The following is a 22361-nucleotide window of genomic DNA, read 5'->3' on the forward strand; positions in this document are numbered from 1 at the left end:
TTGATCGCTTTGCTTTTTGATCGCTTTGCTTTTTGATCGCTTCGCTTTTTGATCGCTTCGCTTTTTGATCGCTTCGCGTGTCTTCTTAAACATCTCCAAACGTCACTTCGAGTGGCAAATCTCCGATTTGTTGTATCGAGAAGTACTTCGAAAAAATAGAGTTTCAAACACGAAACAAAACACTTTACATTTAAAATTTATAAGTACCAATCTTCCAAGTAGTAATGAGTAGTGAGATGTTAGTATTTAGAAGTTTCAAATGTCAATTAGAATACTTTGGAAGCTAATAATATATTTCAAAATGCTTTTTGTTATACTTCCTCGTAAGGACGTTTCAAAGGAATGATTTTCACAGTACTTCTCGATACAATTTTCTTCCGAAAATCACTCGAAGTGACGTTTGATAGATTTAAACATATGCTAACTAATAAGCAACAGTCAAATTAACAAATTAACAAATCGTCAAAAAGAAAATAGACAGTTTATAGGTTTACAAAAGTATAATTTGATATTAATTCAACATTTAACCTTTACAATCTCAACTTTGTTATACTTGCTCGTAATGACGTTTCAAAGGAATGATTTTCATAGTACTTCTCGATACAATTTTCTTTCGAAAATCACTCGAAGTGACGTTTGATAGATTTAAACAAATACTAACTAATAAGTAACAGTCAAATTAACAAATTAACAAATCGTCAAAAAGAAAGACATAGTTTATAGATTTACAAAAGTATAGTTTGATATTAATTCAACATTTAACCTTTACAATCTCAACTTTGTTATACTTCCTCGTAAGGACGTTTCAAAGGAATGATTTTCACAGTACTTCTCGATACAATTTTCTTCCGAAAATCACTCGAAGTGACGTTTGATAGATTTACACAAATACTAACTAATAAGCAACAGTCAAATTAACAAATTAACAAATTGTCAAAAAAAATAGATAGTTTATAGATTTACAAAAGTATAATTTGATATTAATTCAACATTTAAAATTTAACCTTTTACATTTATAATTTATAAACACCAATCTTCCAATAAGTTTTCTCTTCATTAGTTTTTACGGTTGTAAAATCGAGTTGCTTGAGTTTGTCAAAATATTCCCAGCAACCAACACCTTCACGGTAAATAGAAACAATTAAAATTCCGCCTTCTGTTAAATGGGCTAGCATTCTATCGAGTACATTTTGCTTCTCCGATTCGTGTACATAATAAAAAGCTTCATTAAAAATAATAACATCAAACTTTTGATTGGGCGTATAATTGTGAATATCAGCAGTAACGAATTCTGCTTTCGGAAAATTTCTAGTTTTTGCTTTTTCAATAGAAACCGCCGAAAAATCCATTCCCAAGAAATAACTGAAAATTTCTGGATCTATATATTCATTCAAGACACCTTCGCCAGCTCCTAAATCGAGAATACTCGGTTGCGATGTTCCATGAGATTTGATAAAATTAATAATAGTATTGTAGCGTTCTGCTTCAATCGGATTGCGTAAATTGTCCCAACGTCCTTTGCGATATTGTTTATTCCAGCGAAGTTTTCTGCGCCAATTATGAAATTTATCAAGTAGATTCATGCTATTTTTTTAAATGTAAAGCTAAGAATTTTTCTAGCTTCGGAATAATCATTTCTGGTGTTAATTGTTTGTATAAATCATGCGGATTTTCTTCAATTTTCTTACGCTCTTCAAAAGTAAATGTATCAAATAAATCTGGCTTCTCTTCTAATAAATGAATAGATTCATGTTGTTTTCCATCTTCAAAACTCGCCCAATGATCTTTATTTACATACGGTGAAAATATAGTAAACGTTGGTTTGTTCAAGGCTTTGGCAATATGTACAATTCCGCCTTCATTGGCCACCATTAAGTCACATGCATACATCAGTCGCACAAAACCGCGAATACTATCTTCATAAATATCTAAAATGATACTTTCTTTGTTTTGACAAAGCGCATAAATTTTGTCTGCTTCGGCTTTTTGTTTTGGTGCATAATTGAATAAAATATGAACGTTATGTTTGGACGTAATATAATCTACAATTTCAGCAATATATTCATAAGGCATTGATTTTTGCGGCGTACTTCCTAAAATACCCAACATCAACACCGGTTTTTTATAAGCATCTAATTTTGAATACTTTTTTTCACTTTCTTTCAGTGTAATTTTTGGTTCAAAATCAGGATTTTCTAAGGGAAAAACGCTGGTAATCAAGTTGATTCTGTCTTCAATAGCTTTTCCGCAAATCTGTGTTTTTTCATCCAATAAATTAATCGGATGCGAGTAGAAACGAAGCGGTAATTTTTTATGCTTTCGTTTGTTTCCAATCCGATATTCCGCTTTTGAAAAATAACAAATCAAACGACTTTGCAATTTTGAATACGGATCAAAAATGATATCGTATTTCTCTTTTCGTATGTTGCGAATCATTTTAATCAGATTCGGAATCTTTTTCAGTTCCTTTTCATTGATGGGAATGATTGTATCAATATTTGGGTTATATTCAATAACGCCATTGGTAAAATCATACGCCATAAAATCAACACGACTTTCGGGGAATATTTTTTTAATATTATTGGCAATCACAGAACTTATCAAGACATCTCCAATACGTTTGTTCTGTATAATTAATATTTTTTTCATTGATTTTGCTATTGATCTAGGCAATACGTGCAAAGTATTATTTTTTCGGCTGTTATTAAAATTTCACTTCATGTATTTGATTTTTCAAGTCTAAAAATTAAAAAAATATTTTATTTCTATTCATTTCAGCTATCTTTGAAAAATATCCTCGAACTATGCAAAAGGTACATATTCATCCAGATTATCAAGATCAGAAAGAAATGATTTTGGCTTTTATTAGCGGATTTGAAACGCAAGGAGAATATGTAACCCAAGGGGAACGAAATGTAATTAAGTCCTTTGACTTAAAGGATGAAAAGATTAATATTAAATCGTTTCGTATCCCAAAAACCTTCAATAGTTTCGTATACAAATTCATACGGCCATCTAAAGCAAAACGCTCGTTTGAATATGCTGAAAAGCTATTGTCATTCGGAATCAAAACTCCGTTTCCAATTGCATATATAGAAAATCATTCAGCTTTCGGTTTAAAAGAAAGTTACTATGTCAGTGCACATATTGACTATGATTTTGACTTCCGAGCGTTAATTCACGATCCGTTGTTTGAAAATAGAAGATTCATTTTAGAACAGTTTGCTGAATTCTGCTTTCAGTTACATGAAAATAATGTCAATTTTCTAGATCATTCTCCGGGAAATACCTTGATCGTTCAAGATGGAAAACAATACAATTTTTATTTAATCGATTTAAACCGAATGCGCTTTGAATCGATGGATTTAGACAAGCGTATGGAAAACCTCAAGCGTTTATGGTTGTCTAAATTAATGATTCACATCATTAGTAAACGCTATGCCAAACTTGCCAACAAAGAATTGCACGAAGTACAAGATGTATTACTCAAACACAGTCAAGCCTTCAAGCGAAAAATCAATCGTAAAAAATATTTAAAGAAGAAATATCTGAAGAAAAAGAAGTAAGATATAAGTATTGAGTTTGCTTTCTACAATATCACAAAATCTACATAAACTTATATATTTTCGGGTAACAGTTATTCATATTAGGTACTTAAAAGTAGTATTAATTTAAATTTTATAATATGAAAAAACGAAATCTTAAAAATTTGAAATTGAATAAGAGGTCAATTTCAGGTTTGGACAATTCACAAGTAAAAGGAGGAATTCCAGGACTTACATGGATTTGTACTGTTAGTTTATCAAGATTGGTTTGTGATGATCCTTCAGGCGTTCCAGGAACGTATCAATCAGTTTGTGATTGGTGCTAGTCATCACATAGTTTCTTTGATATGATTACGTTTAAAATTCAATATTCTTTAAACGTCAACTTCGAGTAGATTTGCAAAGCAAGTTTGTATCGAGAAATACTATGAAACGTCATTGCGAAAGTTTCAAAAAAAGCGAACTAAAAAATTTTAGTTCGCTTTTTATATTTTATTATGTAACAAGTCTATACTTTGACTTCGCTCAGCATACTTTGATCAAAAAGTCTAAAAGCAAAGCGCATCTAAGTTAGTCTAAGAGCAGCGCAAGTCTAACAAGTCTAAACAGCTACATCATGCTCACGCAAAGCATCGTTTAAAGAAGTCTTTTTATTAGTACTTTCTTTACGTTTTCCAATAATTAAAGCACAAGGAACTTGGTAATCTCCAGCAGGGAATTTTTTCGTATAACTACCTGGAATCACAACCGATCTTGCCGGAACGCGTCCTTTCATTTCCAAAGGTTCGTCTCCCGTGATATCTATAATCTTGGTTGAAGCAGTCAGTACTACATTCGCACCTAAAACAGCTTCTGTTTCTACACGAACACCTTCCACAACAATACATCTCGATCCTATAAACGCATTATCTTCAATAATAACAGGAGCTGCTTGCAATGGTTCTAACACGCCACCAATTCCAACACCGCCAGACAAGTGTACATTCTTCCCAATTTGTGCACAACTTCCAACAGTTGCCCAAGTATCAACCATGGTTCCTTCATCAACATAGGCGCCAATATTTACATAACTTGGCATCATAATTACACCTTTAGAAACATACGCTCCGTGACGTGCAATAGCATGTGGAACTACACGAATTCCTTTTTCCTTATAACCGCGTTTCAAAGGAATTTTGTCGTGAAATTCAAAAATCCCAGCTTCCAAAGTTTCCATTTTCTGAATAGGGAAATACAACACTACCGCTTTTTTTACCCATTCATTCACTTGCCAACCATCTGCAGTTGGTTCTGCAACGCGCAATTCTCCAACATCCAATAAATCAATTACCTTACGAATAACAGCTTGTGTGTCTTCATTCTTTAATAATTCTCGGTTATCCCAAGCATTTTCTATAGCTTCTTTTAATGCGATCATGTTTTTATAAATTTTGTAGCTTTTGTATAATTTTTTGGGTACGTTAACAGGCTATCCACTATATCTTTTTGGTTCATTTCGATAATACTCAATGCCCCAAAAAGGATGTCGTTTCTATCCTTCGCACAGTTTCAAAGCGTAAATATAAAATCTTCCGAGAGAATATGTGCTTAAAATTTACAGATGTAACAGATTCTATTGATTTTAGAAGAAATTTGTATTCAAAAGGCGATTTTGTATTTCTATTTTTTAAGATTTTGATTTTCAGTTAGATATGTTTTTTTGTCAGTTAAAATGTCAGTTTTGACAGTTGCCATCTAAGTAAATTGGTTGTGTAATTTTTAAGATGATAAAATCAATTATGAGCATTGTTTTAAACTTTATATAATTTGAAAGTTTAACCATTAAATTTTATATCATGAAGAAAAAAAGTATTAAAAACCTGAACTTAAACAAAAAATCTATTTCAAAACTAAATAGTGATGAAATAAAAGGAGGAACTATTGTTCCTACAGGTGTTTGTTGGTCAATTATATCATGTCCATCTCTTACGTGTACAGAAGGAGTTGTATGTGATATCATCAGAACAGAAGATCCTTTAGACATTCGTTAGGAAACTTAAAGACATAAAGAAAAGAGACTGGTTAAAAAGTTAAAATTTCGTCAAACGGAATCAAGTTCAGAACGACGTTTTAAATAACTTTCTAGATGGTCTCTTTCTTTATATCAATTACCTACTTAAAAGCTTATGAAACGGTTTGCATCTTTCTAACGCGTTTCAAAATTGCTTTTTTAGACATAAACGGCAACATTTTCATCATAAACTTTTGAGAAGATGTCAATCCAGAAATAACATCCAAATCACCTTTCAACATTGCGTTATATCCATCTTCGGCAACGCTTCTGGCACTAGCCGTTTTATCAAAAAGATTTGTTTTATCCATTCCTGAAACGGAGCCAAATTCGGTGGCAGTAGCGCCAGGCATTAAATTGGTTACGGAAACATTGGTATCGTGTAATTCTTCCGCAATTGCATTGCTAAAAAAGGTTACATAAGCTTTTGTAGCATAATATACCGCTTGCAACGGACCAGGTAAGAAACTCGCCGTAGAAGATACATTCAGAATTTTTCCTTCATTGCGCGCTACAAAATCTTGTAGAAAATGGTGTGACAATGCTGTTAGTGCGCTAATATTCAGTTGAATCATATTCAAGTCGGTTTGCAAATCACGTTGATCAAAACGTCCCAAACCACCAAAACCTGCATTGTTAATAAGGTAATCAACTTTTATATTGGCAGCTGTTACTTCATTATAAATTTCTTGCGGTGCTTTTGGATCTGTTAAATCTTTTGCAATTACGGTAACATGTATCTTATGCGCTGTTTCAAGTTCAGTTTTCAGTGCTTTTAGTTTGTCTTCACTTCGTGCAATAATGACTAAATCGCCACCTTTCTCTGCATGAATCTTTGCAAATTCTTTTCCTATTCCGCTACTTGCGCCAGTGATTAATGCTATTTTTTTCATTCTTTCGTAGTTTTATTAGTGAGTACTTACTTTTTTTATAATTAAATTTTTTTTAGAGTTTGTATTTGAGTAATAAAAATGATTTGTACGCCTCTTGTTGTTTTAAATTTCCTTTTAAAATTTCAGACGAAATACTTTCTATAATCTGATTCAATAAAACAGCTTCTAAGTTTGGATTTTCGTAGTGTAACGCTTCAAAAGCAGTAGTCAGTTTGTCAATTAACGGCTGCATTTTTTGCGGATTGTTATACGCGACTTCCCATTTCAGTTTAAACTGCAAACGCCAAAAATCAAATTCACTTTCCTTGACACTAAACGGAAGTTCAATTGCTTTTTTCAATACAGTTGTTGGATCTGTTTCAACAATAATTGGCATGATCACTGCTGCAATTCGTGATTCAGCATCTTTAATAATTGCGTTCAATAGTCCTTGCTTATTCGTAAAATGTCTGAATATCAATCCTTCAGAAACACCAGCTTTTTTCCCAATCTTACTTGTAGAAGTAGCATTATATCCTTCATTAGAGAATAATTCGAGTGCAGCTTGCAGTATTTTTTCTTGTTTATCAGTCATTCTGTAATAGTGAGCAATCACTCACAAAAGTAGATTAAGTTTTTGCAACAGCCAAATTTTGGATTGTTAAACTTAGTTTAATTCTTTCTAGGATAGGTTCGTCCATTCAAAAACTTACCAATAAACGTGCTACGAACACAGTAATGATACGTAACAAAACAGATAATGGTAGTTGCAGTGGTAACCAATAAAAATTTTGAAATTCCATCAAGTGGTACGTTCCATAAGAGAATTGGAAATAGAGCTGTCAGTGGCAAATGAATTAAATATACCCAATATGAAGCATCAGAAATATAGCGCATTCGCTTAGAATGTTTGCTTCCGTAGCGAATAAACAATCCTGTAATTCCAAAAATAAAAAGCCAAACGGTTAAGGAGCTTAATGTGATTAAGATTGGAGAATTGCTATTTGGTTTTAAATCTAAATCTGCGAATTCAATGAGAATACCTTGTGTCATCACTAGTAAAATAGCTGTAATTACAGTGAGCCAATCATATTTTATAAGTGTGTGTAAATGTTGTTTGGAAGTATACAATATCCATCCGATAAGGTAGAATGATGTATAATATAAGAACGTGGCAACATCTGGTGTAAGCGAAGTAGAAGACGCAACCATTGGTGTTTTTAAAAAGGTCAAAATCACAAATGTCATTCCTGAAAAGGCAAGAATGCGTGCTAGCGGTCTTTGGAAAATCCAACTTCCAATAGTTTTAATCTTTTGTGATAGCTTTGGCGTTTTCTGGGCCATAAACGCTAGGATGCAAGCAAATGCTGTTGCGTAGATCAAATAATACAAAAACCATAAGTGCGACGTACTTTTTGGAATGTAAAAGTTGAATTCTGAAAAAGGCGCTAAGGTATTTGTCAAGGCGTGTTCATTGCCTTGAAATGTTTGGCTGGCATAATCAAATGAAAACTGTACGATAGGAGCGAGGATGATCAAAAAAACAATAAACGGAAATACAATTCTAGCGATTCTATTTTTGATCATTTTTTTGGGACTTCGCTCATAAAAAAGCATAGCGCCAAAAAAACCTGCAATTAGGAAAAAGATGGGCATGCGAAACGAATGAATCATCAACACTAAAAAGTCGGTGGCAATATTGGTAGAAGCTGTATCTTTTATCACCCAAACATTTCCATGATTCGTTACATTATAGGTCAATGCCGAGTGCAATACCAAACCAAGCATCATCATGATGGCGCGTAAAGAATCGAAAGAATGTATGCGTTGTGTTTTCAAAGAAGCTTTTTAATGTTTTATAAATGTGCAGAATATTTGTTATCTGCAAAAATCGCGAAAAATAGGTAAAGAATTTGTGAGTTTAGGTCAGAAATTTTTGAAATATACAAAATGTATTTAATTCAAATGATTTCAATCAATTTTGTGATTATTTCTTGCTAGGTTTCTAATGATTTAACGGATTGAAAAATAGTATTTTACAGAGAATAATGGCGTGAATGAAAGTGTTATTGTCTTATTTATAAATCTGTTAATTCCTACTTTAGAAGTAACTTAAAACTATTAGTCATGAAAAAAAAGAATCTTAAAAATTTAAATCTAAAAAAACAATCAATTTCTAACTTAGATAGCGGTGCTATAAAAGGCGGAACAGGACCTTCTATATTAACTTGTTTATCTTGCTGGTTTTGCCCAACTGTTACTTGTACCGAAGGTGACGTTTGTGATGTTTTAATTTCACTTGTAGATGATCAACTTTGTGTTGATATGTAGTCAAAGATAGCTACTATTAAAAAGTTGCAGTTTGTATTTAAGTTGCAACTTTTTAATAACTTTTCTAAAGACCATCAATTTGATGTGTCAATTCTTCAATTTTTTCATGCTTTACAATTCAGTTTTCCATCCTTAGAGCAATAATTCTACTAATTTTTATACACATTGAAATATAAAGCTTATTTTTGCCAAAAATTTACATGGCGCGTATTCTAGCGATTGATTATGGGAAGAAACGAACGGGAATTGCTGTTACCGATGAGATGCAATTGATTGCCTCAGGTTTAACGACTGTTCGTACGCACGATTTAATCAATTTTTTAAAAGAATATGTTGCCAAAGAAAATGTGGAATTGTTTTTGGTAGGTGAACCCAAACAAATGAACAATGAAGCTTCCGAAAGTGAAGTGTTGATCAAAGAGTTTGTTCGTTTGTTAACCAAAGCCATTCCAACAATCCCGATAAAACGTATTGACGAGCGTTTTACTTCAAAAATGGCGTTTCAAACCATGATTGATAGCGGATTGAAAAAGAAACAACGTCAAAATAAAAGTTTAATAGATGAAATAAGTGCAACTATTATATTGCAATCTTATCTATACAAATAGTACAAATATGATATTACCAATTGTCGCTTTTGGCGATCCTATATTACGAAAAGTAGCGAAAGATATTACGCCAGAGTATCCTAATTTAGATACCTTGCTTGAAAATATGTTTGAAACCATGTACAACGCTTATGGTGTTGGACTGGCAGCTCCACAAATTGGACTTCCAATCCGTTTATTTATGGTAGATGCCACTGGATTTGCTGACGATGAAGAGTTAGACGAAGCTCAAAGGAAACAACTAGAAGGAATGAAAAAGGTATTCATTAACGCTAAAATTTTAGAGCGTGATGGAGAACCTTGGGTTTTTAACGAAGGTTGTTTGAGTATTCCAGATGTTCGTGAAGATGTTTTTCGTCCAGAAAGTATCAAGATTGAATATTATGATGAAAATTTTGAGAAGCATGTAGAAGAATTTGACGGTTTGGCTGCACGTGTAATTCAGCACGAATACGATCATATTGAAGGAATTTTATTTACCGATAAACTATCTGCTCTAAAAAGACGTTTATTAAAAGGACGATTGACAAATATTTCGCGTGGACGCATTAAAGTAGATTACAAAATGCGTTTCCCAGATGCAAAGAAAATGCGCTAGTTAATTCAGCCTGCAATTTTGATGATTGTTTGTAATTTATCAAAATTAAGATTCACTAAAAATAACGTTAAAAAAAGTGATGGAATACCTACAATCTGTATATTTGCCATCCTTAGTAGAAAAAATATAATATGAGTTTAGAAAAAATATTAGCTATTTCTGGAAAGCCAGGACTTTATGAATTGAAAACACAAACGCGTAATGGTTTTGTGGCAGAATCTTTATCTGATGGTAAAAAAATCTCGGTAAGTCTGCGTCATAATGTAAGTTTACTATCTGAAATTGCCATCTATACATACACGGAAGAAATTCCTTTAGGTGATGTTTTAGAAAAAGTAAAACAAAAAGAAAACGGAGCTGCAACTTCAATAAATCATAAAGAATCTAAGACGGTATTAACAAATTACTTCTCAGAAGTATTACCAGATTACGATGAAGATCGTGTATATCCAAGTGATATTAAAAAGGTAATTCAGTGGTATAATTTATTGCATTCAAAAGGAATCACAGATTTTACAGCAGAAGCTTCATCTGAAGAAGAATAACATATAGTTACCCAAAGTTTAGTCATAAAAAAAATCCAGCAATTGCTGGATTTTTTTGTTTTGTATATAAAAAGGTTACTTCTTTTTTATAACTGAATTTGCTGCCTTGTTGATAGCATCTACATACTTCTGGTCAACACCTACTTCAGACATTCCCATAAACATAGTACATGTTTCTGCATCACGCTTTGTGCAATATACAACACAGTCAATAACACCTTGTGGACTATCGCTTGTGCCTTTTAAGAAAACTACTTTTACGCCATTCATCGTTTTTTCCCCTTTATCAGAAACTTTAAATTCTGGCGGTAAGTTTCCTTCAAGTTTTGTTTTGGCATTTTCGTAAGTTTCAGGAACTACCATTCCCATTATCATCACTTGTGGAGTTTGAGATACGTACATGTTTGTAGACATTTTCTGGAACAACTCTGTGTCCACTTCCATATTCAACTCAATACTAGCCATTTCCATAGCTAATGCTTGCTTTTCAGCTTCATCTTCTTGTGCTTGCACTGTAAACGTAGCTACAAACAGCATACATAGTGCGATTAGTGTTTTTTTCATTGTAATTATAAGTTTGTTATTTCAAAAATACGGAATAGTTTTGAGCATTATTGCGAATCCGTACGTTATTTATAGTTGTGTAGGCATAAAGCGTGCCATACTTTGATAGACTCAGTATGAACATTTTGATAATATGAGTCTAACATGTCTAACAATCTAGGAAGTCTAACTATCTAATAACCTTCGATGATAATTAATTTGTCCCACATGATAACTCAAATGCCAAAGTAAGTGCAGCAACATCAATTCATACGAAGGAATGACACCATCTTTTTCAATAGGATAATTTTCTTGTAAACGATCTTCAGGAAAGTTTTGTAAAGCGGTTAATACGATTTCCTTTACATCAACAATTTCTGCAAGCAACGTAGCTTTCGGAACATCTTTCGTATTAAATTCCGCTTCGCGTTGACGAACATAATCAGTATTTCCCATATGTCTACCAATAAAATGATTTAGGTTTCCAATAAGGTGTAAACACAAGTTTCCTGCGCAATTGGAAATATTTTCTGTGACTTTCCACAGTATAGTTTCGTCTTTGTATTGTTCAATTTCTGAAGCAAGTCGGTCAATTTCTCGGTCAAATATTCTTATGATAGAAGTTTTCATGAAGTGTAGTTTTAGTGAATTAAAAATACGATTATTGTCTGCCTTCTCCAATGAAAAATAGCGTAGAATGTTTCTAAAATGACTAGCTTTGCCATTCTTATAGATGACAACTTATGAACTCCAGAAAAGCACAATTAGAAGCCTTTGACCGTTTGTTAACCATTATGGATGAATTGCGTGAGCAGTGTCCGTGGGATCGAAAACAAACCTTGCAAAGTCTCCGTCATTTAACGATTGAAGAAACCTATGAATTGGGCGATGCAATCCTCGAAAATGATTTGGATGAAGTGAAAAAGGAATTGGGCGATTTACTCTTGCATATTGTGTTTTATGCGAAAATTGGCAGCGAAACAAAAGATTTTGATATTGCGGATGTTGCCAATGGAATTTGTGAAAAACTCATCAATCGTCATCCACATATTTACGGCGATGTTGAGGTAAATGATGAAGAAGATGTAAAACGCAATTGGGAGAATTTAAAGCTAAAAGAAGGCAAGAAATCTGTTTTGGAAGGTGTTCCAAAGAGTTTGCCGGCTTTAGTGAAAGCAAATCGTATTCAAGATAAAGTTGCAGGTGTTGGCTTTGATTGGGAAGAACCAGCGCAGGTTTGGGAAAAGTTACAAGAAGAACTTTCTGAATTCCAAGAGGAAGTTGCTAAAGGTGATGAGCAAGCAATGGAATCTGAGTTTGGTGATGTTATGTTCTCCATGATCAATTATGCACGCTTTTTAAAGATTGATCCTGAAAATGCACTGGAACGTACGAATAAGAAATTCATCAAACGCTTTCAATATTTAGAGCAAAAAGCAGCTGGACTTAACAAGAAACTTTCAGATATGACACTTGCAGAGATGGATGTTTTTTGGGAAGAAGCTAAGAAGCTCTAAATGTAAAAGTGCGTGATACGTCATTACGAGGAAGCATGACGAAGTAATCTTTTCCAAATAATAACTAATTCTTCTTTGAAGAAAAAGACTGCCACGACACACGTGTCTCGCAGTGACGAATTATAGAATATTATTTCTGATACAGAAAAGCCGTTTCAAATTGAAACGGCTTTTTTATGTTTTAAAACTCGAGCATTGAGCGGAGTCGAAATACGATATTTGAAACTTCTCAATACTGAAATCTCAATTCTCAAATTAAAGCGATCGCAACTGCTTTAATTTAGCTTTCCAAGTTTCCAAAGCTCTTTTGTGCTTCTCAATATCTTGATGTACTTTTTTCAGCATTGGACTGTTTGATGATGAATTTGAAAAGAATTGCAAGTTGTTTTCTAACTGACGCATTTCTGCTGTGATTTCATCAATTTTTCTACGAATAAAAATACGTTCCGAATTGATTTTTCCTTGATCCAAATTCTCCAAACGATTGGTGTATTTGATCAACTCAGATTCTTGTTTGTCAATATTCAACTGATTAAACAATCCGTCAATAACTTTATTGAATTTATTGTCGATGTTCTTTTTGTTATAAGGAACTCTACCAATTGCTTTCCAATCGGCAATTTTAGCTTTTATAACATCAATATCTACTTTCGTATCGCCTGATAACTCCAAAGATTCCACATTGGCTAAGAATGCTTCTTTTTTCTCTAAAGCTTCATTTTCTTCAGCACTAGCTGCATTTTTCTGCTCGTGTAAACGATCAAAATAGTGATTACAAGCGTTTTTAAATTGCTTCCAAATCTTATCAGAGATTTTCTTTGGCACATGTCCAATCTTCTTCCAATCGGCTTGTACTTTCTTCATTTGTGGCGTCACACTTGCCCAATCGTCACTTTCTTTTAACGATTCTGCTAGTTCGATCAACGCCATTTTTTTGGATAAATTATCTTGCTGTTCTTTCTTTAAAGATTTGTAGAATGCATTTTTGTTAGCATTAAACTCACGAACTGCTTGTTTAAATTTTGCCCACGTTTCTTCATTTACTTTTAAAGGAACCTTCCCTGCATTGAAGAAGGATTCACGTAGCTTTTCAATCTCTTTGATTTTATTTTGCCACTGATTGTGAACATTGTATTTCCCAGCAGATACTTCTTTAATTTTAGCAATAATTTCTTCTTTGATGACTAAATTTTGCTCGTAAACCTGATCTATATTTTTGAAATATTCTTGACGTCTATCGTGAATTACTTTCGTTGCAGCACTGAATCGATTCCAGATTTCTTCACGCAAGTCTTTTGCAACAGGTCCAACATCTTCTTTCCAAAGTCTGTGTAAATTTTGCAATTCGCGAAAAGCATGAATGATATTTTCTTCTTGTGCGAGTTCTTCGGCACGTGCTACAATCTTTTGTTTCTCTTCATAATTACGCTTAAAATCTAAATCACGAAGATCTCTATTTAAGTGTAAAAAGTCGTAAAAACGTTCAATGTGATGGTGATACGTACGCCAAACATTGTTGTATTGCGTTTTTGGAATAGAACCTGCATTGCGCCAGTCTTCTTGAATTTGTTTGAAATGTTTGTAGGTTGTATTGATGTTTTCTTCAACATTCAACAAACCTTTTAACTCTTCAATAATGGCTAAACGGCGTTCTAAATTTGAGTGTAAATCTTTCTCTAAATTTTTATAGTATTCGTTGCGTTTGCTACGATATTCGTTGTAAGCAACATTGAATCTTCCTTTGATAGGTAATGAAAAATGGAAATCGATGATGTTTCCGCCTTCTGCTAAAAATTCCTCTTTGCGTTGTTCTAAAACTTCACTGAACTTTTGGTTGAACTCAGATTTAATTCCATCTACATGTTCCTTTATTGCTTGAACTCTTTCATTTTTGACCAATTTTTCCAATTCATCCACTAAGGCTTCTTTGGACATTGAATGATAATCTAGCACAGGAATTTCATGACGAACATTGGCACTTTCATCTTCGGCATCTTCTGCAACACTATCGTGTACTTCATTAACAGCTTCTTGATGTTCTTCAATGGTTTGTTCAGCTTCTTCCGTAGTTTTTGCTTCGGTTTCTACTGTAGTTTCAGCTTCAACTTCTTCTAACGTTTCAGTTTCAACTTCAACTTCAGTTTCAACTTCTTCTGATGTTTCAGTTTCGACTTCAACTTCAGTTTCAACTTCTTCTAACGTTTCAGTTTCAACTTCTGCTGAGGTTTCAATTTCGACTTCAATTTCAGTTTCAACTTCTTCCGTAGCTTTTACTTCTGGTTCTTCTGTAGTTTCTTCCGTAGGATCAGGAGTTGACTGATCTTCTAAATTTCCTTCTGCATCTTGCAGGTTATCATCTTTTTCTTCTAACATCTTATAAATGTTTGGGTTCTTTTTCACGCTTTAAAGTACCGAATATACTAACAAGAAACAAAACGACAAAGTTTTACAGATGAGAAACTGCTATAATTGCAGTAAAATTTGTGATATTTTTTACGAATTCCAGATTTTCCAAGCTTTTTCTGCCTGATATTCTAGCATTTTATAGCCGTTTACAATTTGCGCACCTTGCAAGCGTCCAAGCTTTAAAAAAGTAGTTTCTGATGGATTGTAAATTAAATCGAAGAGTAAAAAATCTTTAGAAACATATTTGTATGGAATGTCTGGGCAATCTTCAATTTTCGGGAATGTTCCTAATGGCGTGCAATTCACGATGACCGAATGCGATTTCATGATTTTTTCGCTTAAATCTTGATAGGAAATCGATTTGTCATTTTTTGGCTTTCGCGAAACATATTTATATTCAATATTTAATTCTTCAAAAACAAAGGCAATAGCTTTTGATGCGCCGCCAGTTCCAAGAATTAATGCTTTTTTATGATGTTTTTTTAAATGAGGTTTGAGCGATTTTTTAAAACCGTAACAATCGGTATTGTATCCTTTTAATGAACCATCCTCCAGCACTTTTATCGTATTTACAGCACCAATTTTTTTGGCTTTTTTCTGCAATGTATCTAAGTATGGAATAACGGCTTCTTTGTACGGAATTGTGACATTCATTCCTTTAATATTGTTGTTTTCCTTTAGAATCTTTGGGAAATCGTCAATCGCTGGAATGTCAAAATTCGTATAAAAATGATCATTGAGTTGCAGGTTTTTAAATTTCCTAGAGAAATAACCTCTAGAAAATGAATAGTTAATATGCTTCCCAAGCAATCCGAAAAGTGAGTTATATCTTTTTAGTTCGTCTTCCATACCAATCTAAAGCTAATACTATTATAATTCCGAAAAGGATAAAAAATAAAGCAATCCACGTTTCGCTTAAAGTAAAATCAGGCGAAAAACGTTTGTAGTTTTCAATAATTTCGCGTCCGTTGGAGTCCAGTAGTTTATTGCCTACTTCGTCCATTTTATAAATTTCTTCTTTCCAAGGCCAAACTACGCCAAGTGAACCTGAAATAAATCCTATAATGACAGCAGTTGTAATGTGTTTGAAATTTTTTAAAACATAATTTAATAGATGTGATAAAGTTACCAAACCAACCGCCGAACCTGCTGTAAATACACCTAAAACTTTTAAGTCACGAACACGTTCTGGATTACTGAGGAATTCAAAGTTTCCTTGAACCATTTCTGCAATGGTATTATATAATGCATTGACAGAATCTACTAACAATAATACATAGTTTCCTAGTAATATTAGGATGAAAGAACCTGAAAGTCCGGGTAAGGTCATTCCGGAAACACTGATAATTCCACAAATAAAGACAAATCCTAAATGATCATTTTCCATTGCAGGATTCATCAAACTGATTGCGATTCCAATTCCAGCTCCAATAAGTAGACTGATGATTGTTCTCCGATTCCAATGTTTAAAATCTTTTCCAATGTAATAAATTGAACCAAGAATCATCCCAAAAAAAGCAGACCAAACATAGAGTTTGTAATGCTGAATGAAGTAATCTAAGATTTGTGAAACGCTAAAATAACTGATCAACATTCCAAGAATGAGTAATCCTAAAAAGCGTCCGTTAATGTATTGTACAAAACTCTTGAAACGTCCGTTAAAAAGAAATTTAAACGCTTTTCCATTAATCCGCTGTAGCGAAAAAATAAACTCTTCATAAAAACCAGCTACGAAAGCAACCACTCCACCAGAAACACCTGGAACCTTGTTTGCCGCGCCCATTGCCAACCCTTTTATGATAAGAAGGATTTTGTCTTTGAGCGTTCGTGTGTTTTCCATGCAGTTTTTTGCGGTGTTAAACGTCTTTTTTATCTTTTCCTGTGGCGAGTTTTTCCATGATGAAGATCGTTAAAAATCCAGCAACCATCAACCCGATGGCGAATAAAAGTTTAGATTCTCCATGACCAAGGTTTTCAAAAGTGTTTGGTAAAATGCTTTTTCCATACACATTTACCTCTTCTCCATGCGAATCAATTCGAGTTCCTGTAATGACTTTCCAAGGCCAAATTTTGTTTAAAGACCCTAAAATAAAGCCTGTTAAAATAGCAAAGGTTAGGTTTTTATAATTGCTAAATAACCATTTTAGTAGTTTTGAAAATAGGAGTAAACCTATGATAGCACCAGCAGCAAAAATGGCAATTAGTTTGATGTCTCTATTGTTTATGGCAGAAAGTACAGGTTCATACGCGCCCAAAAGCACTAAAATAAAAGCTCCTGAGATTCCAGGAAGAATCATGGCGCAGATAGCCAATGCACCTGCTACAAATAAAAACCAAGTAGCTTCCACACTTTCGGTACCGCGTGGCAAAGTGGTAATATAGTAGGCAACTCCTGCTGCCAAAGCAAAACCAAGAATGGCTTTCCAATCCCACTTTTCTATTTGTTTTCCAATGAATATAATACTTGCAATGACCAATCCGAAGAAAAACGACCATAATAAAATTGGTTCGCTATTCAACAAGGATTTGATAAGTTTCGCTAAGGATAAAATACTAATTCCGATTCCGAGTAGTAAGGCAACTAGAAAGTTTCCGTTGAGTTGTTTCCATGCTGCTTTAAGACCTTCTTTTCGAAACGTTTTGATCAATCCGAAATTGACATTATTGATAGAATTAATAAGTTCTTCGTAAATTCCAGAGATAAAAGCAATAGTTCCTCCAGAAACTCCTGGAACTACGTCTGCCGCGCCCATGGCTAATCCTTTGAAAGTGATGATCAAATAATCGAATAGATTTCTATTCATGTGTAGCTAGATTATACGTTTTTTTAATTGATGAGTTCATACAGTTTTCATTATGAACGCTACACGCAAAAGTATGGAATTATGTGTACGGTTTTTTAAATTCTGAAATAATATTTTTTACCGACACTCTCATGACTACATTAGGAAATAATTTTTGAAATAATAAGTGTTCATTAAAGTTATTTCGCAAGGCATTTTTTAAGTGGAATGTACCTTTGCTTTGCTCACTAAGAATGAAATAGACTCCAGCCAATCGATATTCAATTTTAGAATTGTCAGGATAAAATTCCAATGCTTGTAAAAGTACATGTGTACTGTTGCTATATTCGCCCAAAAGTTTTAAAATATCTGCCCAAGCAATCCATGTAGACAATTCGTAGTTTCCTAGTTCTACGGTTTTTTGATAGGCAATATCTGCTTCTTCATACAATTGTAACGCACGATGAATTTCGGCACTTCGCTTCCAATACGAAACATTTTCGGTGTCAATATTGATGGCTTTATTGATGTAATACAATGCTTTTTGATAATTTTCTTGTCGCATGTAAAAATCTGTAATGGCTGTCCAGCCTTTATCTAACAATGGATCTTCATGTACCGTTTTGTAATAGAATTTTACGGCTAAATCGTTGTTGCCTAATTTTTCATGACATTTTCCCATGCGCAAATAGGCAAAAGAAGTAGGATCGTCCAATTTGAGCGTTATTTCATAATTAAGAATCGCTTCGTTGTATTGTCCTAGTTTTTCCAGCACTTTTCCTTTTTCTAAATACGCGCCAATAAAGCGATCGTCTGCAATGATTGCAAAATCAAAAGCAGCCAAAGCTTCTGGGAATAATTTTTTTGTGTAGTACTGTTTTCCCAATTGATGCCACGCAACTTCTGAGTATGGATTTTTATCAATATATCCGTTTAAGTAGCTAATAGCACCATCAATATCTTCTAAAAATTCAAAACAATAGATAATGTTGTATAGCGAAGAATAATCGTCAACATCTAACTCAATACACTTCATAAAATGACGTTTTGCTTCTTTAAAATCGTCAATAAAAAGGTATTCCATTCCAATTAAAGAATTTACATCTGCTAGATCACTACTGTATTCTAGCGCCATTTTTAAGAGTTCAATGGCTTTGTAATGTTCATCTCTTTTGGAATAAATATTTGCTTTTTGAATATAAATTTCTGCATTTGATGGCTCTAACGTGTAAAGCACATTCAACTGTTTTTCGGCATCATCTAGTTTATTCTCAAACACCATCAGTTCAATTTCCATAAGTTTTAAGTTTACGGAACTTGGATGTTGTTCTAGGCCAATTTTGATTGCTTTTTTTGCTAAAGCAACCTTTCCGGCATCTAAATAGTGATGTGTGATATCTTCGAATTCAGCGGAGTCAAAAAAGAATACGTTGTTTGTTTTTAACATCGATTCAAATTTCGAAAGTGCAAAATTTTGATCTTCATTAGAGCTAAATAGCATAGGCAATACGTGCTTTTAGATTTCTATTACATTAAATGTAGTCGATGTAAGTGTTGATTTGTTAGCGTTACGCCAATTGTTTTCAACAAAGTAATCAACAACTACAATTGTTACATTGTTTGTCAATGGTTTGATTTTTAGTCGGTTGTTTTAGGAGATTGTAGGTTGCGTAGATTATACTAACGCTAAGGTTGTGTATTTAGTCTTTAATTTTTCGTAAAACTTTCATAATTATTTCGCAACCTTCTCTAATTTCTGCTTCAGATATTGTTAATGGCGGCGTAATTCGCACGGCTTTGGGCTCAAAAAGTAGCCAGAATAGAATCAATCCTTTTTCCAATGATTCTAAAATAACTTGGTTGGCAATGTCACCACTTTTCATAATGAGTGATAACATGAGTCCTTTTCCGCGAATTTCCTCAATATATTCATGCTGTAACAGTGCTCTAAATAAAGCTTCTTTTTCAAGCGTTTGCGCCATTAAATTACTTTCTGTGATCTCTTGCAACGTAGCTAAACTTGCAGCTGCAATAACTGGATGTCCACCAAAGGTTGTAATATGTCCTAACTTCGGCTGATCGTATAGAGAATCCATCATTTCAGCGGAAGCGGTAAACGCACCAACAGGCATTCCGCCGCCCATGCCTTTTCCCATGACCACAATATCGGGCACAACGTCATAATTTTGAAATCCAAATAAGGTTCCAGTACGCCCAAATCCAGGTTGAATTTCATCCAAAATTAACAATGCACCAACTGCTGAGCAACGTTGTTTTACTTTTTTTAAATAATCATTCTTTGGCACAATAAATCCTGCGCCACCTTGAATGGTTTCTAAAACAACACCTGCAGTTTTTGTAGTGATTTTTTCTAAATCCGCTTCATTGTTAAATTCAATAAAATGTACATCGGGCAACAAAGGTCTGAAAGCACTTTTGCGTTCTTCAAATCCCATAACGCTCATCGCGCCTTGTGTATTTCCATGATACGCATGTTTGGCTGCAATGAGTTCAGAACGTCCTGTGAAACGTTTGGCAAGCTTCATAGCACCTTCAATAGCTTCGGTTCCAGAATTTGTTAAGTATGTTTTTTCTAACGGATTGGGTAAATGTGTTGCTAATAATTTAGTTAATTCAACTGCTGATTTTTGCACATATTCTCCATACACCATGACATGCAAATATTGATCTAACTGATCTTTGATTGCATTGACAACTCTTGGATGTTTATGTCCCAAACTACAAGCCGAAACACCAGCCACAAAATCTAAATATTTCTTTTGATTGGTGTCGTAAATATAACATCCATCTGCATGCGATATTTCCATCGCTAACGGATGCGGCGTTGTTTGTGCTTGATATGTAAAAAAATCTTCTTTCATACGTATAATCTCCTTCAAAATCCTGTTGGCAAAGATACGAAGTTAATTGCTGTTGATTGCGGATTTTTATATGGAGTTTCTGTGTTTGCAACATAAGTCATTTAAAAGTGAGAACTCATCATATATGAGTTAAAAAATGAATATGCATACTTTTCAAGATTTACTTCTAAACAGATAGTTTAACAGTAAAGTCGAATGTAATTATTTTGTTGTTATTGTTGACATCACCTTGATTTTTCGATGTTCGTTGTTTGAAGGATTCGGAACTTCAATGCCCTCCAAAGCATAACGAGTACTTAAATTTGAAATTGTATATCCTTTAGGTTTATCAGACAAGGTAGTTGTATAATATTCTTGTTTAGAGTTTTCGGTATTTGTAACGGTAAGATGTATTATGATATTAAGTTCTAATTGATATTGGAATTCAGCATATATATTTGTTTCATTGTTTATTTTTTCGACTTTTTTGAATTGACCTGTCTCACTCCAATTAGGCCCTACACAAGGAACAATCGTTTGTTTTATAGTCCATTTTCCAATTGTTTTTTCAAAAGTCAATGGTTCAAAAAAATTGCATGTAATCATTTTTTGCCAATTAAGATCTCTTGGATAGATTGTATTGTTTTTAAAGAATTCCTTAGGATTTTTGATTTCCCATAAATTGTTAGAACCTATCATGATTGTTTTATCTTGAATCTTCTTTTCTAGTGTGAAATAACTTTCTGTAAGTTTTTCTTTGATTTCCTGCTTTTGACTTGTTGATATGAATTCATTTCCTAATACATGATCTAGTTGTGAAGTTGCTTTCGTGTATATCGCATCCAAAGAAAGGTTCTCTAGTGCTATAATCATTCCTTGAGATAGATATTTGATCTCATCTTCACAAGAATAATTAGCAGCATCGGCAATATAAGACCTATTCACTGTAGAAAGTCCTTTTCGCTCAGGACTGCTACAACTAATGAGTAATATTAATATACAAAATGGAGTTATTTTTTGAATGACCTTCATGATTTTGTTAGAATTTGATTTAAAAGTAAGAAAAGTAAAAACAACTGATAATATAGTTGTCAGATAAATTAGCTTGTACGTTTTTCAAAAGCTTCGTTGACTAATTTTCCGATGGTATTAAACTTCATAGAAAGTGTCGTAGATCCAATAGCAATGGGTGAGCCATGATTGTTAAGATTGTATTTTAAACTTTGTTTGACAAGCATGTTTTTTCCTTTGTCAATATAGTTTTGCGGATTTTTTACATGTATGATCAGAAAGTTTGTAGAAGCAACTTTAATAGGTTGCACACCTGTAATGTCTCGCCAAGGAATAAACCCAACACTTGTAGCTGTGGAATTGTCCATGATGCCTTTTTCGTTGATGATGAGCCCTAGTTTTGTGTGTACTATCCGTTTGATTCCAATAGCAAGTGTCAATCCAAAAAACACCATAGAAACAATACCTACAATTTTAATAAATGATGCGTTCATGCGATCGTTATTAGGAATAATTTCAAAGTACAGGCAAGCGCCCAATACCACAAAAACGAGACTTCCTAAAATGAGTAAGATTATCTTTTTCTTGCTTTGTGGAATTTCTATCGGATTGTTCATAGTTGAGTTTTCTTTACATTTTTAGACTCAAACTATGCTAGATATGTTACATGTTTTTGGAACTATTTTTTTTG

24 protein-coding genes are annotated in these 22361 nt (G+C 33.5%); 8 read left to right on the forward strand and 16 right to left on the reverse strand.

Annotated elements, in window-relative coordinates:
• Positions 1–1013: 1013 nt before the first annotated feature.
• Both Q0845_RS25570 and Q0845_RS25575 read right to left on the reverse strand, forming a co-directional pair.
• Positions 1014–1583, reverse strand: a complete 570-nt coding sequence (locus Q0845_RS25570) for a trans-aconitate 2-methyltransferase (protein ID WP_298520182.1) — start codon at positions 1581–1583, stop codon at positions 1014–1016.
• Position 1584: 1 nt separating this feature from the next.
• Positions 1585–2649, reverse strand: a complete 1065-nt coding sequence (locus Q0845_RS25575; protein ID WP_298520184.1) for a glycosyltransferase family 9 protein — start codon at positions 2647–2649, stop codon at positions 1585–1587.
• A gap of 155 nt (positions 2650–2804) precedes the next feature.
• Here Q0845_RS25575 and Q0845_RS25580 point away from each other — a divergent pair, with 155 nt between their 5' ends.
• On the forward strand, positions 2805–3566 hold the full coding sequence (locus Q0845_RS25580) for a lipopolysaccharide kinase InaA family protein (RefSeq protein ID WP_298520186.1): 762 nt from the start codon (positions 2805–2807) through the stop codon (positions 3564–3566).
• A 119-nt stretch (positions 3567–3685) separates the two neighbouring features.
• Entirely contained in the window at positions 3686–3871 is a 186-nt protein-coding gene (locus Q0845_RS25585) for a hypothetical protein (protein WP_298520188.1), read from the forward strand.
• Positions 3872–4146: 275 nt separating this feature from the next.
• Here Q0845_RS25585 and Q0845_RS25590 read toward each other — a convergent pair whose 3' ends face one another.
• On the reverse strand, positions 4147–4962 hold the full coding sequence (locus tag Q0845_RS25590) for a 2,3,4,5-tetrahydropyridine-2,6-dicarboxylate N-succinyltransferase (RefSeq protein ID WP_298520191.1): 816 nt from the start codon (positions 4960–4962) through the stop codon (positions 4147–4149).
• Positions 4963–5380: 418 nt separating this feature from the next.
• Here Q0845_RS25590 and Q0845_RS25595 point away from each other — a divergent pair, with 418 nt between their 5' ends.
• On the forward strand, positions 5381–5575 hold the full coding sequence (locus Q0845_RS25595) for a class I lanthipeptide (RefSeq protein WP_298520194.1): 195 nt from the start codon (positions 5381–5383) through the stop codon (positions 5573–5575).
• A 133-nt stretch (positions 5576–5708) separates the two neighbouring features.
• Here the strand turns inward: Q0845_RS25595 and Q0845_RS25600 are convergent, their stop codons facing one another.
• The 3 genes from Q0845_RS25600 to Q0845_RS25610 form a co-directional block, all read right to left on the reverse strand.
• Positions 5709–6488: an SDR family oxidoreductase gene (locus Q0845_RS25600; RefSeq protein WP_298520196.1), complete on the reverse strand. Its 780-nt coding sequence runs from the start codon at positions 6486–6488 to the stop codon at positions 5709–5711.
• Positions 6489–6540: 52 nt separating this feature from the next.
• On the reverse strand, positions 6541–7062 hold the full coding sequence (locus Q0845_RS25605; RefSeq protein ID WP_298520199.1) for a TetR/AcrR family transcriptional regulator: 522 nt from the start codon (positions 7060–7062) through the stop codon (positions 6541–6543).
• A 77-nt stretch (positions 7063–7139) separates the two neighbouring features.
• Positions 7140–8306: an acyltransferase family protein gene (locus tag Q0845_RS25610; protein WP_298520202.1), complete on the reverse strand. Its 1167-nt coding sequence runs from the start codon at positions 8304–8306 to the stop codon at positions 7140–7142.
• Between the two features lie 288 nt (positions 8307–8594).
• On the opposite strand from Q0845_RS25610, the gene Q0845_RS25615 reads away from it, so the two are divergent.
• The 4 genes from Q0845_RS25615 (at position 8595) to Q0845_RS25630 (ending at position 10549) form a co-directional block, all read left to right on the forward strand.
• Complete coding sequence (locus Q0845_RS25615; protein ID WP_298520205.1) at positions 8595–8798, forward strand: hypothetical protein; 204 nt, start codon at positions 8595–8597, stop codon at positions 8796–8798.
• A gap of 200 nt (positions 8799–8998) precedes the next feature.
• On the forward strand, positions 8999–9406 hold the full coding sequence (gene ruvX, locus Q0845_RS25620; RefSeq protein ID WP_298520208.1) for a Holliday junction resolvase RuvX: 408 nt from the start codon (positions 8999–9001) through the stop codon (positions 9404–9406).
• 7 nt (positions 9407–9413) lie between these two features.
• Complete coding sequence (gene def / locus Q0845_RS25625; RefSeq protein ID WP_298520211.1) at positions 9414–10004, forward strand: peptide deformylase; 591 nt, start codon at positions 9414–9416, stop codon at positions 10002–10004.
• A 131-nt stretch (positions 10005–10135) separates the two neighbouring features.
• The gene (locus Q0845_RS25630; RefSeq protein ID WP_298520214.1) at positions 10136–10549 is read left to right on the forward strand and encodes a DUF5606 domain-containing protein; all 414 of its coding nucleotides are present in this window, start codon (positions 10136–10138) and stop codon (positions 10547–10549) included.
• A gap of 75 nt (positions 10550–10624) precedes the next feature.
• On the opposite strand, the gene Q0845_RS25635 is transcribed toward Q0845_RS25630, so the two are convergent.
• Both Q0845_RS25635 and Q0845_RS25640 read right to left on the reverse strand, forming a co-directional pair.
• A complete protein-coding gene (locus Q0845_RS25635) occupies positions 10625–11113 on the reverse strand; it encodes a hypothetical protein (RefSeq protein ID WP_298520217.1) in 489 nt (162 codons plus the stop codon).
• 165 nt (positions 11114–11278) lie between these two features.
• Positions 11279–11722, reverse strand: a complete 444-nt coding sequence (locus Q0845_RS25640; protein ID WP_298520220.1) for a DUF1572 family protein — start codon at positions 11720–11722, stop codon at positions 11279–11281.
• Between the two features lie 113 nt (positions 11723–11835).
• On the opposite strand from Q0845_RS25640, the gene mazG reads away from it, so the two are divergent.
• Positions 11836–12609, forward strand: coding sequence for a nucleoside triphosphate pyrophosphohydrolase (gene mazG / locus Q0845_RS25645; protein WP_298520223.1), 774 nt, complete (start codon positions 11836–11838; stop codon positions 12607–12609).
• 255 nt (positions 12610–12864) lie between these two features.
• Here mazG and Q0845_RS25650 read toward each other — a convergent pair whose 3' ends face one another.
• The 8 genes from Q0845_RS25650 to Q0845_RS25685 all read right to left on the reverse strand — a co-directional run bounded on the left by Q0845_RS25650 (position 12865) and on the right by Q0845_RS25685 (position 22287).
• Positions 12865–14982 carry a DUF349 domain-containing protein gene (locus Q0845_RS25650; protein WP_298520226.1) on the reverse strand — a complete coding sequence of 706 codons (2118 nt, stop codon included), beginning with the start codon at positions 14980–14982 and terminating at the stop codon, positions 12865–12867.
• A 120-nt stretch (positions 14983–15102) separates the two neighbouring features.
• On the reverse strand, positions 15103–15864 hold the full coding sequence (locus tag Q0845_RS25655; RefSeq protein WP_298520229.1) for a shikimate dehydrogenase: 762 nt from the start codon (positions 15862–15864) through the stop codon (positions 15103–15105).
• A complete protein-coding gene (locus Q0845_RS25660) occupies positions 15839–16855 on the reverse strand; it encodes a DUF368 domain-containing protein (protein ID WP_298520233.1) in 1017 nt (338 codons plus the stop codon). Before Q0845_RS25660 ends, Q0845_RS25655 begins: the two co-directional genes overlap by 26 nt.
• A 16-nt stretch (positions 16856–16871) precedes the next feature.
• Entirely contained in the window at positions 16872–17819 is a 948-nt protein-coding gene (locus Q0845_RS25665; RefSeq protein WP_298520235.1) for a DUF368 domain-containing protein, read from the reverse strand.
• Positions 17820–17898: 79 nt separating this feature from the next.
• Positions 17899–19299 carry a tetratricopeptide repeat protein gene (locus tag Q0845_RS25670; protein ID WP_298520238.1) on the reverse strand — a complete coding sequence of 467 codons (1401 nt, stop codon included), beginning with the start codon at positions 19297–19299 and terminating at the stop codon, positions 17899–17901.
• 199 nt (positions 19300–19498) lie between these two features.
• Positions 19499–20680, reverse strand: a complete 1182-nt coding sequence (locus Q0845_RS25675) for an aspartate aminotransferase family protein (RefSeq protein WP_298520240.1) — start codon at positions 20678–20680, stop codon at positions 19499–19501.
• A 201-nt stretch (positions 20681–20881) separates the two neighbouring features.
• Positions 20882–21691, reverse strand: a complete 810-nt coding sequence (locus Q0845_RS25680) for a hypothetical protein (RefSeq protein WP_298520243.1) — start codon at positions 21689–21691, stop codon at positions 20882–20884.
• A gap of 68 nt (positions 21692–21759) precedes the next feature.
• Positions 21760–22287, reverse strand: coding sequence for an STM3941 family protein (locus Q0845_RS25685; RefSeq protein WP_298520246.1), 528 nt, complete (start codon positions 22285–22287; stop codon positions 21760–21762).
• Positions 22288–22361: the final 74 nt, after the last annotated feature.

This window comes from uncultured Kordia sp. (genome assembly GCF_947489565.1).
Taxonomy (GTDB): domain Bacteria; phylum Bacteroidota; class Bacteroidia; order Flavobacteriales; family Flavobacteriaceae; genus Kordia.

Coding starts and splice junctions, on each gene's coding strand:
- Q0845_RS25570 (WP_298520182.1), bottom strand. CDS start 1,583: ATGAATCTACTTGATAAATTTCATAATTGGCGCAGAAAACTTCGCTGG.
- Q0845_RS25575 (WP_298520184.1), bottom strand. CDS start 2,649: ATGAAAAAAATATTAATTATACAGAACAAACGTATTGGAGATGTCTTG.
- Q0845_RS25580 (WP_298520186.1), top strand. CDS start 2,805: ATGCAAAAGGTACATATTCATCCAGATTATCAAGATCAGAAAGAAATG.
- Q0845_RS25585 (WP_298520188.1), top strand. CDS start 3,686: ATGAAAAAACGAAATCTTAAAAATTTGAAATTGAATAAGAGGTCAATT.
- Q0845_RS25590 (WP_298520191.1), bottom strand. CDS start 4,962: ATGATCGCATTAAAAGAAGCTATAGAAAATGCTTGGGATAACCGAGAA.
- Q0845_RS25595 (WP_298520194.1), top strand. CDS start 5,381: ATGAAGAAAAAAAGTATTAAAAACCTGAACTTAAACAAAAAATCTATT.
- Q0845_RS25600 (WP_298520196.1), bottom strand. CDS start 6,488: ATGAAAAAAATAGCATTAATCACTGGCGCAAGTAGCGGAATAGGAAAA.
- Q0845_RS25605 (WP_298520199.1), bottom strand. CDS start 7,062: ATGACTGATAAACAAGAAAAAATACTGCAAGCTGCACTCGAATTATTC.
- Q0845_RS25615 (WP_298520205.1), top strand. CDS start 8,595: ATGAAAAAAAAGAATCTTAAAAATTTAAATCTAAAAAAACAATCAATT.
- ruvX (WP_298520208.1), top strand. CDS start 8,999: ATGGCGCGTATTCTAGCGATTGATTATGGGAAGAAACGAACGGGAATT.
- def (WP_298520211.1), top strand. CDS start 9,414: ATGATATTACCAATTGTCGCTTTTGGCGATCCTATATTACGAAAAGTA.
- Q0845_RS25630 (WP_298520214.1), top strand. CDS start 10,136: ATGAGTTTAGAAAAAATATTAGCTATTTCTGGAAAGCCAGGACTTTAT.
- Q0845_RS25635 (WP_298520217.1), bottom strand. CDS start 11,113: ATGAAAAAAACACTAATCGCACTATGTATGCTGTTTGTAGCTACGTTT.
- Q0845_RS25640 (WP_298520220.1), bottom strand. CDS start 11,722: ATGAAAACTTCTATCATAAGAATATTTGACCGAGAAATTGACCGACTT.
- mazG (WP_298520223.1), top strand. CDS start 11,836: ATGAACTCCAGAAAAGCACAATTAGAAGCCTTTGACCGTTTGTTAACC.
- Q0845_RS25650 (WP_298520226.1), bottom strand. CDS start 14,982: ATGTTAGAAGAAAAAGATGATAACCTGCAAGATGCAGAAGGAAATTTA.
- Q0845_RS25655 (WP_298520229.1), bottom strand. CDS start 15,864: ATGGAAGACGAACTAAAAAGATATAACTCACTTTTCGGATTGCTTGGG.
- Q0845_RS25660 (WP_298520233.1), bottom strand. CDS start 16,855: ATGGAAAACACACGAACGCTCAAAGACAAAATCCTTCTTATCATAAAA.
- Q0845_RS25665 (WP_298520235.1), bottom strand. CDS start 17,819: ATGAATAGAAATCTATTCGATTATTTGATCATCACTTTCAAAGGATTA.
- Q0845_RS25670 (WP_298520238.1), bottom strand. CDS start 19,299: ATGCTATTTAGCTCTAATGAAGATCAAAATTTTGCACTTTCGAAATTT.
- Q0845_RS25675 (WP_298520240.1), bottom strand. CDS start 20,680: ATGAAAGAAGATTTTTTTACATATCAAGCACAAACAACGCCGCATCCG.
- Q0845_RS25680 (WP_298520243.1), bottom strand. CDS start 21,691: ATGAAGGTCATTCAAAAAATAACTCCATTTTGTATATTAATATTACTC.
- Q0845_RS25685 (WP_298520246.1), bottom strand. CDS start 22,287: ATGAACAATCCGATAGAAATTCCACAAAGCAAGAAAAAGATAATCTTA.